Source organism: Aquibium carbonis, assembly GCF_003970795.1.
In the GTDB taxonomy this organism is placed as follows: domain Bacteria; phylum Pseudomonadota; class Alphaproteobacteria; order Rhizobiales; family Rhizobiaceae; genus Aquibium; species Aquibium carbonis.
Genome location: NZ_RWKW01000026.1, coordinates 81,150 through 91,617 on the forward strand (window position 1 = coordinate 81,150; position 10,468 = coordinate 91,617).

Annotated in this window: 10 protein-coding genes; 3 read left to right on the forward strand and 7 right to left on the reverse strand. The window is 63.4% G+C overall.

From position 1 onward, the window contains the following. The first annotated feature begins 149 nt into the window (after nt 1-149). From EJC49_RS07485 to EJC49_RS07495, 3 genes are read left to right on the forward strand one after another with little or no spacing between them, the layout of a single operon-like run. Nucleotides 150-917 carry a GntR family transcriptional regulator gene (locus tag EJC49_RS07485; protein ID WP_170314646.1) on the forward strand — a complete coding sequence of 256 codons (768 nt, stop codon included), beginning with the start codon at nt 150-152 and terminating at the stop codon, nt 915-917. Continuing rightward, nucleotides 914-2,038: a M24 family metallopeptidase gene (locus tag EJC49_RS07490; protein WP_210211767.1), complete on the forward strand. Its 1,125-nt coding sequence runs from the start codon at nt 914-916 to the stop codon at nt 2,036-2,038. Before EJC49_RS07485 ends, EJC49_RS07490 begins: the two co-directional genes overlap by 4 nt. Beyond that, on the forward strand, nt 2,035-2,514 hold the full coding sequence (locus EJC49_RS07495) for a GAF domain-containing protein (RefSeq protein ID WP_126698853.1): 480 nt from the start codon (nt 2,035-2,037) through the stop codon (nt 2,512-2,514). The genes EJC49_RS07490 and EJC49_RS07495 overlap by 4 nt, the downstream gene beginning before the upstream one ends. 36 nt (nt 2,515-2,550) lie before the next feature. On the opposite strand, the gene EJC49_RS07500 is transcribed toward EJC49_RS07495, so the two are convergent. From EJC49_RS07500 to EJC49_RS07530, 7 genes are all read right to left on the reverse strand, one after another. Next, complete coding sequence (locus EJC49_RS07500; RefSeq protein ID WP_126698855.1) at nt 2,551-3,891, reverse strand: O-antigen ligase family protein; 1,341 nt, start codon at nt 3,889-3,891, stop codon at nt 2,551-2,553. After that, the gene (locus tag EJC49_RS07505; RefSeq protein ID WP_126698858.1) at nt 3,891-5,108 is read right to left on the reverse strand and encodes a tetratricopeptide repeat protein; all 1,218 of its coding nucleotides are present in this window, start codon (nt 5,106-5,108) and stop codon (nt 3,891-3,893) included. The genes EJC49_RS07500 and EJC49_RS07505 overlap by 1 nt, the downstream gene beginning before the upstream one ends. Then, a complete protein-coding gene (locus EJC49_RS07510) occupies nt 5,038-7,407 on the reverse strand; it encodes a GumC family protein (protein WP_245453309.1) in 2,370 nt (789 codons plus the stop codon). The genes EJC49_RS07505 and EJC49_RS07510 overlap by 71 nt, the downstream gene beginning before the upstream one ends. 27 nt (nt 7,408-7,434) lie before the next feature. Continuing rightward, nucleotides 7,435-8,088 carry a polysaccharide biosynthesis/export family protein gene (locus EJC49_RS07515; RefSeq protein ID WP_245453310.1) on the reverse strand — a complete coding sequence of 218 codons (654 nt, stop codon included), beginning with the start codon at nt 8,086-8,088 and terminating at the stop codon, nt 7,435-7,437. Between the two features lie 122 nt (nt 8,089-8,210). Continuing rightward, entirely contained in the window at nt 8,211-9,014 is an 804-nt protein-coding gene (locus EJC49_RS07520; protein ID WP_126698864.1) for a tyrosine-protein phosphatase, read from the reverse strand. After that, a complete protein-coding gene (locus EJC49_RS07525; protein WP_126698866.1) occupies nt 9,011-9,265 on the reverse strand; it encodes a hypothetical protein in 255 nt (84 codons plus the stop codon). The genes EJC49_RS07520 and EJC49_RS07525 overlap by 4 nt, the downstream gene beginning before the upstream one ends. Nucleotides 9,266-9,381: 116 nt before the next feature. Continuing rightward, complete coding sequence (locus EJC49_RS07530; protein ID WP_170314647.1) at nt 9,382-9,849, reverse strand: hypothetical protein; 468 nt, start codon at nt 9,847-9,849, stop codon at nt 9,382-9,384. Nucleotides 9,850-10,468: the final 619 nt, after the last annotated feature.

Consider the following 10,468-nt stretch of genomic DNA (forward strand, 5'->3'; position numbering starts at 1 on the left):
TCGCCATTCCCTCTGGACAACAGGATCGTAGGCATAATACAAACTTTATGCAACCGGAATTTCCGCTGCGGAATTTGGCTTTGACGACCGGGCAAGGTCGGCTAAGCAGCCCCGGACGCAGCACATGGGGAAGTCGGAGGAGACGGGATTTGGCGACCGGCGCGCGCAAGGCACCAACAGCAACGAGAGGCGACGCGGAGGCGCCCGACGCGGGCCTCGCCAAGCGCGGACGCGGCTCGACCGCGGTCTACGAGGAACTGCGCGAGGACATCCTGTCGCTGCGCATGGCGCAGGGCTCGGCCCTCGACGAAGTGGCGCTGGCGGCGCGGTTCGGCCTGTCGCGGACACCGATCCGCGAGGCGCTGCTGATGTTGCAGCGCGAGGATCTGGTCACCTTCCTGCCCGGCCGCAGCGCCATCGTCACGCCGCACACGATGAGCAACGCACATGAGTACATGGACACCCTGATGCTGCTGTCGCGCGCCATCATCCGGCTCGCCGCCGAGATGCGGACGCCAGAGACGCTGGAGCGCATCCACGCCCGCCATGCCGACTACGCGACCGCGGTCGCCTCCGGTCGGCTCGACGACGTCGTTGCGGCCGATCTCGCCTTTCACAACGCGATCTCGGGGGCCAGCTGCAACACGTTCCTGGGCAGTTTCTACAAGCTGGCGCTCGACTATGGCCGGCGCATGCATCTGCTTCACTATTACCCCCTGTTCGATGCCGAGGAAGCCGCGCGCTGTGTCGACCAGCACGCGGCCATGCTCGCCGCCATCGAGGCCGGCGACCCGGCGCGCTCGGAGGAACTGGCGAGCGATCACGTGATGTCGGAACTGCGCGTGGTGCAGCGGTCGCTGGAACCGAAGGTCGGCATCAAGTTTTCACTCGGAAACGGCACTGGAGACGGCAGATGATCGAGCCCGGCCTGAAGGAAGCGCGCAGGCAAAAATTGCTCGCGGCCATGGAAACGAGCGATGCGGAAGCGGTGGCGATCATACCGGGTGCGAATTTCTACCACCTGACCGGCGCGCATTTCCACCTGATGGAACGTCCAACGGTGCTGTTCGTCACCCGGTCGGGTGCGATGCACGCCGTGATACCGGAGTTGGAGAAAGCCCGCTGGCAAGCGCTCGCGCCGGAGGTCGAGACCGACTACTGGCAGGATTCGGATGGCTTCGATGCCGCCTTCGCCTCAGTGGCGCGCCGTCTGAACGCCTCCCGCATCGGCGTCGAAGGCCAACGCATGCGCGTTTTCGAGGCCGAAGCCCTGCGCCGCGCCTTTCGCGAGACACCGGTGCTCGATGCCCATGCGGCGATCTCGTCGATCCGGCTTCACAAGGACGAAGCCGAGATCACGGCCATGGAAAAGGCGATCGCCATCAGCGAGACGGCGCTTGCGGCCACCATCGAAACGGTACGGCCGGGCATGAGCGAATGGGAGGTGCGCGGGCGGCTTCTGGCGGCGATGCTGGCGGAGGGCGCCGACGGGCCGGCCTTCGAGCCCATCGTTCTGGCCGGAGGGGCATCCGCCGATCCGCATGGCTCGCCCAGCGCCGAACGCGTGCTGAAAAGGGGCGATGCGCTGCTGATCGACTTCGGCGCGGCCTGGGGCGGCTACAATGCCGACATCACCCGGACGTTCTTCGTCGGCGACGCCGGCGCACAACATCGCGAAATCTACGCGGCGGTGCTTGCCGCCAACGCCAAGGGGCGCGCCATCACGAAGCCGGGCCTGACCATGGACGAGCTCGACCGCACCGTGACCGGCGTTCTCGTCGAGGCGGGCTTTTCCGATCTCGTCGTGCACAAGACCGGCCACGGTCTCGGCCAGGAGGTGCACGAGGCGCCGCAGGTGATGAAGGGCAATGACCAGCCGGCGGAGCCGGGCATGGTCATCACGATCGAACCGGGACTGTACCGGACCGACGACATCGGCGTGCGCATCGAGGACGACGTTCTGGTCACCGGTGACGGCTGCCGCTCGCTGTCGGGCTTCCCCCGCGAGCTGACCATCATCGGGGAGAGCGTGCGATGACGCTGAGCATCGAGGGCGGCGCGCTCGTCGACGCCATGCCGCGCGGCGCGATCGCGATGTTCGACATCCTCGCCGACCGCATCCGCGAGAACGTCGGGTATCTGCTGATGACGGTTCTGGCGCCAAACGGCGACGAGCCGTTTCTGACGCGCATGTTCTCGACCAATCTCGACCAGTATCCGCTCGGCGCGGCCGATCCGATCGAGGACAGCCTCTGGTTTCGCAGGCTGTTCACGGATGGCGAAGCGATCGTGGCCAACGACGCGGAAGCCATCGAGGCCTGGCTGCCGGGCTTCGACGCCTATGTCGCGCAAGGATATGGCTCCCTCGCCAACATTCCCATCGTCGTTTCCGGAACCACGATCGGCCTGCTCAACCTCATGGACGAGGCGGGGCACTTCACCGCCGAGCGCATCGCGCTGCTGCGCGCGGAATTGCCGCTGGCCGCCCTGGCCATCCTGGCGAAGCGGATGTAGCCGCCTTTTCGGCACGGCTGACCACGCTGTGGCGGCTCAGGCGTCGGCCTGCGCCCGGGAGCGACGACGGCTCGACCCTGCGGGTTCCGCGATCGGCACGAGGATGGTGTCGCCATTGTGCTGGACTTCGATCGCCTCGTCCCGCGACAGCGGTTTGAACAGCGGCAAACGATGGAAGTAGATGCCGTTGAGCAGCGCGAAGGTGATGGCGATGGCCATGGTTCGCAGCGGGTAGTCGACCGAGGAATGAAGCAGGATGAATAAGATCGACAGGAAGGCGGCCCGCTGCAACGGATCGAGCCGGTGACGCAGCCGCGCGAGAACGCATAGCCCATAGAAGCCCATCAGGGCCATTGCCAGGATGCCGCCTTCGAAAGCGACTTCCAGATAGTCGTTGTGGACGTGATTGACATAGTTGCGGAAGATCATCTCGCCGCGCTCGTAGAGTCCATAGCCGCTGGTGAAGTTCCCGTAGCCGATACCCCAAAGCCAGTTTTCCCTGATGCCTTCGAGGGTGCTGCGCATGAATTCGAGCCGGCCGAACGCGGTGTCGAGTTCGCCGACGAACTTGGTGGTGGCGCCGAAACTGTAGACCCCGAGCCCGGCAAACAGCGCGCCGATGGTCACGGTCCCGATCCGTGATCGCCACGCCAGGAACAGAAGCGACAGGACGGTGATCGCGAGGCCGATCAGGACCCCTGCCCTCGAGCCCGCTGCCAGAAGAACGAGAAGGATCGCGGGAATGGCGAGGCTCACGAGGACGCCCCGCCCGACGAAGAGCCCGTAATAGACGAGAAGCGGAATGGTCGCGAACAGCAGGGTCGAGAAGTGGTTCACGTTGGCAAACAGCCCGGCCATGATGACATAGGGCAACCAGCTTTCCAGGCGCGTGTCCTGCGCCATGGAGAACTGCATGGCGCCGGCCAGCATGTTGCAGGCGACGCCGATGAAGAAGAACGGCAGCAGCCCTCGCACATGCTCGCCGCGGAGCGTCGAGACCGCAAGCGCAAAGAGCAGTCCGCAAAGGGCGAAGGCCATCGCCTCCAGCGTCCGACCGACGCCAAGACTGACGAGACGGTAGGCGGAGCCATCGCCATGCGGATTGAAAACCTCCGGGCGGGTGCCTTCGATCATCCACGCAGGCAGGGGCAGAACCTGAAGCAGGCCCGCCAGAAAGGTGAGGATCAGGAAGGACAGGACGATGGGCGACGCGGCAACCTGGCGCGGACCGGCAAGGACGAAGGCGACGGCCACGACGATTGCAGCCTGCAGGAGGGAATCGGTGAACAGCCCCGGCCCCGCTCCGCCGCCAAGGACGAGAGCCAGGAACAGGACGATGCCGAGCCCTATCTTTCCCCGGCTTTCCGTGGTGGACATCAGGAGACGCCCTTGCGGACGTGCAGGCGTCGGACGGCAACATTGCCAGCGTAGCGGTCCTTCCAGCTCTCGGCGATGACGCCCGTGTGCACGGAGATGACCTGGAGCGGGCAGCCTGTCGGCGGCAACTCGAAACGCGCCGAAATCGTTTCTCCGCGATAGCTTCCCTCGGGAATGTCGAGCCTGGCGATTTCGCGTGAAGGCGACAGGCATTGCAGGGACCAGAACAGCCCCTTCGGGAGCCTGGCATTCGCCGCGCTGACCTCTATGGCGAGTTCGTAGTGCCCGGGCGGGAGGTGAAGCACCTGCCGCACGTGCATGTCCTTGACCGGCGTACCGTTGAACTGGATGAGCAGTCCCGACGGTTCCGTCGCGAAGGCCGGATGGGGCAGACGCTCGATCGCGTGACCGGGTCGACCGCGAATCTGCCAGTTGAACGGTTTCGAACTCGCCGGCCCTTCGAAACCGGAGTCATGGATGTATCCGCCGAGCGCGACGTCCTCGTCGGACTGCGTGCCCAGGAACAGATTGTAGGCCTCGAGCGCGCGGCCTTCCCGGATGAGCGCCTGAATGATGGTGGAGACCTCCCAGTCGCCCACCGGCGCACCCGCTTCATGCAGGTCGATGAGGAGCGAGGAGCCGGCTGCGAGACGTGCAGGGTCCGCGGCAATCTGCGCGAAGACGGCGCCGCGCCATGGCGGCATCACCGCAAGGCGCTGGCGCAGCTCGGCATAGCCCTCCTCCGTCGCGACGAGCGCGGAAAACAGACCGGCCAGATCCCTGATCTTGGCGGGATGGCGCCGCAGCAGAATGTCGATGTTCTGGATCGCGCCCGAGACGTCGTGGCTTTCGATCGACCAGGCGATCGTTCGCTGCAAGGCGGCACTTTCGGTCTTGGAGAGCCGGAGGGCCTGCTGAAAACCCTCGACGGCGCCGTCGCGGTCACCGCGCCGCAGGAGCACCTCCGAACGAAGGCTTTGCAGCCTCGCCTGCCCCGCGTGCAGCCGCAACGCGCCATCGAGCAGTGCCTCGATGGCGGGAAGGTCCTCCTGCGCCGGCTGTGCGTCGAGGATTTTCTCGACTCGATGAGCCGTCGCCTCCGCATTGAACGGAAAAAGGCTCAGCGCAAGCTCGGGATCCGTTTCTTCAACCAGCCTGCTTAAGGCGTGCAACAAAAGCGCCGAAACGGCCGCGGACGCCACGAGCCAGATCGCCAAGCGTCGGATCCTGACCAACCTCTTCTCCCTCCATGCGACCGGCTGTCCCGGCAAGCCTCGGAGTCTCTGCTCCATAGGAGTAGTAGTCGCTGTTGATGTACCGGTACGCATAATTGTAGTCGAGACGGCTGACCGCGAACTTCGACAATGTCGTTCCAAGGACGTTCGCACCGGCCGCGCGAAGCCGCTTCAACGCATTGACGGCCGATTTGCGCGTCACCTGGTTTGCCGATACCACCAGCAGCGATCCGTCCGCCAGGCGGCTGAGAATCGGCGCATCCGAAAGACCGACGATCGGCGGCGCATCGATGATCACCAGATCGTAGCGCTTCGAAAAACCGCTCAGCGCCGCAGCCATCCGCGACGAGGACAGCAGGTCGGCGGGGTTGGGCGGAATCGTCCCGGACGTCAGCACGGTGATGTTCTGAAACTTCGTCGTCCGGAGCAGTTTCGGATAGTCCTCGCGGCGGATCGTGTTGGTGAGGAGGTTGCTGAGCCCCAGGGTGTTGTCGAGCCCGAACAGGCGGTGAACATTCGGCTTGCGCATGTCCGCATCCACCAGAAGGACGCTCGTGTTCAGAGACGCGAAATCCTGCGCCAGCTTGAAGGCCGTCGTCGACTTGCCTTCCGACGGCTCCGAACTGGTGACCAGCAAGGTCCGCGGCATGCCTTCGCTGCCCGAGAACTGCAACGCGGTCCGAAGCGACCGGTAAGCCTCCGAAAGTCCCGACCGCTGGTCGGCAAGCGCGTTCGCAATATCCCTCTCGTCCACCGACGGAAGGATGCCGAGCACCGGCAACCCGAGCTCCTTCTCGACCTGCTCGGGATTCGAGAAGGTGTTGTTCAGCAGTTCAAGAACGTAGATCAGTGCCGCGCCGAGCGTCAGGAACAGGGAGAGCGCCAGCGCGACGTTGATCGTCATCCGCGGCGAGTAGGGCGCGCCGGGAAGAACGGCCAGATCGACGATCGCTGCGTTCTGGGTCTTCAGATCGGCCCCGACGCCGATGTCGTTCAGCTTGTCGATCAGACTCTCATACTGGGAACGGTAGGATTCGACGTCGCGCTTCAGGATCGTGTACTGGATGTTCTTGTCCTGATAGACTGCCTGCTCGGCTTCGAGTTCGGCGAGCTTCGAACGAAGGTCGGACACCTTCGTCACGGTCTCCTCGTGCTTCAGACGGATCGATTCCGTGATGACGGCGATACCATTGTTGGCCTGCTTGCGGAGCTCCTGGATCTGGGAGTTCAGCTGCTGCATCTCCGGGAAGCCCGGCTTGAAGAGCGAGAGCTTCTGCTGGTACTCGGCGCTGAGTTCGGCGATGCGGCCGCGAATGCGCTCCAGCCCCTCGCTCTTCAGGACCTGCTCGAGACCATCACCCCGGCCGGCGTCGATCTGCTGGACCAGCCGGCCATATTCGAGCTGTTCCTCGATCGCCTTGGCGAGCGCGCCATTGATGGCCGTCATGTTGGCCGATATCAGCGAGTTCTCGTCACCGGTTACGGTGATCCCCGCTTCCTTGGCGTAGTCGACGAGCGCCTTCTCGGACTGTTGCAGGCGATCCTTGACCTGCACCACCTGCTCCTGGATGAACTGCCGTGCGAGACCGGACGTCTCGCTCGTCTGGTCCACCCTCTGGTCGATGAAGCTCTGCGCCACCTGGTTGGCGACGCTTTGCGCGTAGACCGGATTCTGGTCGCTGAAACTGACCTTGAGCAGGCTGGTGTTGGTGACGAGATCGACGGACAGGTTCTGCATGACCCGACCAACGGCGATGGCCTCGCGCTGCTCGGGCGAGTATTGCGCAATGTCGGTCGTGCGATCGATGCCGAAGGCGCGCGCGAACAGATTGAACGGCGAGAAGTCGGGCTTCGGGAACAGGAAATCCTGCTTGTCCGTCAAGCCCAGTTCGTAGACGGTGCGCTGCGCGAGCGCGCGGCTCCTGAGCTTCTCGCGCGCCGTCAGGAAGGAGCGGACATCCGACACTTCCGACACCACCTCGATATCCTGGAACACCTTCGCCGACGGCACCAGAACCTCGAGCTGAACGGTCGCCATGTAGCGCGGGGTCTGCATCATCGTGAACACGGCGCCGCAAACGACGCCAACGGCCATGACGAAGGCAATCAGCCAGCGATATCGTACGACATAGAGAAGCAGCGTGAGCGGGCTGAAGGAATCGGGCTCCGGCTCCGGTTCCCGGTAGCCGTAGGAGGCATACCGATACGGGCCGTCGTACAGATACTCGGACGGCAGCGGATATGCTGAACCGGGCCCTCCTGGCTGGATCTGTCGATTCATCTCAAGCAACTCTTCGAATCCGCGATATCACGGGACTATCGCGAGCCTCGACGCGCTGGTCGCGATGCCCAACGCCTCTTTCAGGTTCTGCATAGCGACTTTGGTCTGTGAAGTGAACACGATGATTACATCACCGCCGTATATCCGCGGATTCGCTTTGCGCCCGGTCCTTATTTCGGCGACGTCGTAATTGGCGACAAGCTTCTGGCCGCCGACATCCCGGTAGACATAAACCTTTGACTGGTCGGCGATCGGCCGGAAGCCGCCCGCGAGCGCAATGGTTTCCATCAGCGTGGAACTGGCGGACACGGGATAGACGCCGGCCTTCGCCACTTCCCCGTCGATGGTCACGCGTTGACCGAACGACTGCTTCAGAAAGACGGTCACGTCCGGATTCTGGAGATAGTTGCGGCCGTAGGCTGTCTCGATTTCCTTTTCCAGCACCCGCACGCTCTTGCCTGCCGCCTGGATCGGACCGATCAGGGGAAGCGAAATCCGACCAGCCGAGTCGATCTGCACCGTCCGGTCGAGCGAATCGGCCTGGAACACGTCGACCTCGAGAATGTCGTTGGGAGCGAGCGGCTGTTCCTGGCCATCCTGCGTATCGGTCGGCGGCGGCAGATCGCGGACCACCCGCAATTCGCCGGCGCGCCCGCCAGCCGAGCCCTGCAGCGCCAGCACGTCCTGCGCCGTACCGCCGGCAACCGACGTGGGCGTTTCCGTCGAAGAGCAACCCGAGACGACGAGGACGAGTGCCGCCGCTACGAGCGCCAGTCGCGACCGGCTGTAGGAGATGTTGCGCATCAGGAATTGGTCCGCCCGAATAATCGACTCAAGAAACTGCGTCGCTCCGGCTCAGGCACGCGCGCCTCGCTGAACTGACCCACAGGTGCGATGGTCGCATTACAGAGCACGGCGGCCGGCCTGGTTTCAACCATGGCGTTGGCTTCTGCCTCGCCCAGGCGTTGCGCCACCGCGTCGCGCGCACGCGAAAGAAGAGGACGCCGACGCGTGGTGCCGTGCGCGTCGCTGGCCAGGATATCGACCCGCCCCTCGTCCAAGAGCCTCTCCGCAAAGTATAGCGGCACCTTGCCAAACTCCCCCAGCACCGAACCGGCCGTGATCTGCATCAGGCATCCGATCCGGTTCAGGCTCTGGATCACGCCGTACGACGAGCGGATCCATTGCAACCTCTCTGGATGCGTTACTATGGGGATGAAACCGGCACCAATGAGGCGTTCGGCAAACTCTTCCAGTCTCGGCGTGAGAATCCGGTGCGAGGGTTCGAAGAGAAAGTAGCGCGACCCGTTGAGAGTGGGCACGAGCCCTGCGTTCAACTTCTCGACGAGGTCAGGCGCGACATGGACGTCTGCGCCGGTGACGATCTCCAGGGGAATATCCTCGTCGGCGAAGGCCTTGCGGAGCGCACCTATTGCGACCGTGATCCCGCTCGCGGTGTTCTCGTAGAGGCCGGGAAGGATGTGCGGCGTGCAGGCCATGCACGTGATTCCATCGGCGACTGCCAAGCGCGCCATCTGGATGGAGGTCGCGAGGTCCGGAGCCCCATCGTCGAGACCGGGCAGGATGTGCGAATGAATGTCGATCATCGCCAGGGCAATGTCCGATCGGATTGGGCCGCGACGCCGCATGCAGACGACGGCAAGGTAGAGGGCGCAGATGACGCGGAAAAGAGCGAAGGGCCGCTTTTTTCGCGCTGATGCTCCAGGAGCGAACCGTCCGGTTTGGCGACAAACCCGCCGCCACCGACAAGCGCAGCTTCGAGGACACGATCCGAGCCCGGGTCAGCGCGGACGGGATCGCCCATGATCGGCTGGATTGTCACGATCATGCCGGTCATCGATCTAAGGCATATTCGGGGCGCGACCCGTCACCGGGCCGTGCCGCTCTCGTCAGATACCAGATCAAAGACAGCGAGCAACAAAGCCCGGATCGGCCGGAAACCGGCCGGCGCCGTCATTGAACGCTGACGGGCGGCGGCGTGTCATCGTCCTGGCTGAACAAGATGGCGCCGCCGACCACCAGCAACGCTCCCCCCGTGACGCCCAGCGCGGTACCGACATTGCTGGAGGCCGTCGTCTGCGCGGTGTCGACCGCTGCGCAGAGGGACCCGTTGGACGAGATCAGCGTCAGGGACGAGTTGGCGCCGAGCGCGATGTCGCAGCTGTTCCCCAGGCGCACATTCGCCGACCCACGACCAACGATGATACGGGTGCCCTGCGCGACCTCCGTCCCACCCGTCGCGCGGGCGAAGTTGGTGGACTGCGCAATGCGAACGTCGCCGGATGCATTGAGAATGCGACCGACGGCGCCTTCGGACAAGGGAACCCGGCAAGTGCATTCCTGCGCCCAGGCAGAGCCGCCGACAGTGACCAATCCGACTGCCAGGACCGCAGTGCGAATGTTTGCGATGATGCGCATCATTTCCCTCTATGGAATACCGCCCAAACCTTTGGAGTGACAACTAACACACGCCCCCACCCCATTCAACCAGGAAGGGACCAGGCAGGATCAAATAACATTTAGCCGGGAGATACAAGGCGCGATCGAAAAGCCAGCTGGATCGACAATACGAAACAAAAAACAAGCACTTCCAAATATAAAAACGGAAATGACCAAGAGTCAAAGCCATCGAAAAGCGCCAGCTTACTTGTAAAAGTATCAAAAGTTAAAAAGATTTTAAACCACAGCAAGCCGGTATCGGAAATCGGGGCCGAAACAAAATCATGTGCTCAAGGAAAGAAAGTGTTGTTTCCCGACGCAGCCACTACACAACGGATCGATCCCGGCCAATGGAGTCAAGGACGACGGGTCTCAGGCGTAATATCACATATGCGATGCGGATAATTCTATATCGCAGGAGATGACCGGGAGAGGGCCGGCCCTTTCTCAGCCGTGGCAGAGAAACGCCAGCATGGAGGGGGAACAATTGCTGCACCGCAACGCAGACGACTAACCGGACGAGGATTAACCACACGGACTTGCCAGGAAACGCCCAAGCGCGCTGCCGCGAATCAGGAGACGCTTCGGCAAAGCCTCACGA

Coding starts and splice junctions, on each gene's coding strand:
- EJC49_RS07495 (WP_126698853.1), top strand. CDS start 2,035: ATGACGCTGAGCATCGAGGGCGGCGCGCTCGTCGACGCCATGCCGCGC.
- EJC49_RS07500 (WP_126698855.1), bottom strand. CDS start 3,891: ATGTCCACCACGGAAAGCCGGGGAAAGATAGGGCTCGGCATCGTCCTG.
- EJC49_RS07510 (WP_245453309.1), bottom strand. CDS start 7,407: ATGAATCGACAGATCCAGCCAGGAGGGCCCGGTTCAGCATATCCGCTG.
- EJC49_RS07520 (WP_126698864.1), bottom strand. CDS start 9,014: ATGATCGACATTCATTCGCACATCCTGCCCGGTCTCGACGATGGGGCT.
- EJC49_RS07490 (WP_210211767.1), top strand. CDS start 914: ATGATCGAGCCCGGCCTGAAGGAAGCGCGCAGGCAAAAATTGCTCGCG.
- EJC49_RS07525 (WP_126698866.1), bottom strand. CDS start 9,265: ATGACCGGCATGATCGTGACAATCCAGCCGATCATGGGCGATCCCGTC.
- EJC49_RS07530 (WP_170314647.1), bottom strand. CDS start 9,849: ATGATGCGCATCATCGCAAACATTCGCACTGCGGTCCTGGCAGTCGGA.